This window comes from Serratia sp. LTN-2, from assembly GCF_059740205.1.
In genome coordinates, this window is sequence record NZ_JCAXDO010000092.1 from 1 (window position 1) to 695 (window position 695).

Below are 695 nucleotides of genomic sequence, written 5' to 3' on the forward strand. Positions count from 1 at the left end.
GAGCTGAACACCGGCAGCGTGCTGCACGGTGAGTACACCTGGACGCCAAACGGTGCGGGTGCCGACAAATCCCTGTATGCCTGGGGCGCTAAAGGCTCCACGGCAGGCAGCGTGGCAAACGGCAGTACCGTGCCTGCAAGCGGTAAAACCGGTGACTACACCATTACGGGAGCTGATGCGGGTAAGTACATCGAGCTCTCCGTGCTGGCATCCGACGGCACGGTGAAGGGTAACACCTCCACCGTGGACACCTCGATGGTCTCCGGCGGCCCGGGCTCGTGCCCGGCCGGCAACGACGGCTGTATCGATATCACCAATCCGGGCACGGACAACCCGGGCCAGGTCCAGACCGGCACACCGGTGGTGGCGGCCGTTATCCGCGGTACAGAGCTGAACACCGGCAGCGTGCTGCACGGTGAGTACACCTGGACGCCAAACGGTGCGGGTGCCGACAAATCCCTGTATGCCTGGGGCGCTAAAGGCTCCACGGCAGGCAGCGTGGCAAACGGCAGTACCGTGCCTGCAAGCGGTAAAACCGGTGACTACACCATTACGGGAGCTGATGCGGGTAAGTACATCGAGCTCTCCGTGCTGGCATCCGACGGCACGGTGAAGGGTAACACCTCCACCGTGGACACCTCGATGGTCTCCGGCGGCCCGGGCTCGTGCCCGGCCGGCAACGACGGCTGTATCGA

1 protein-coding gene is annotated in these 695 nt (G+C 64.3%); it reads left to right on the forward strand.

The window, feature by feature from the left end; genetic code table 11:
• A partial coding sequence (locus tag AC6BYQ_RS28505) for a hypothetical protein (RefSeq protein WP_498057931.1) occupies window positions 1-695 on the forward strand: 695 nt, incomplete at both ends.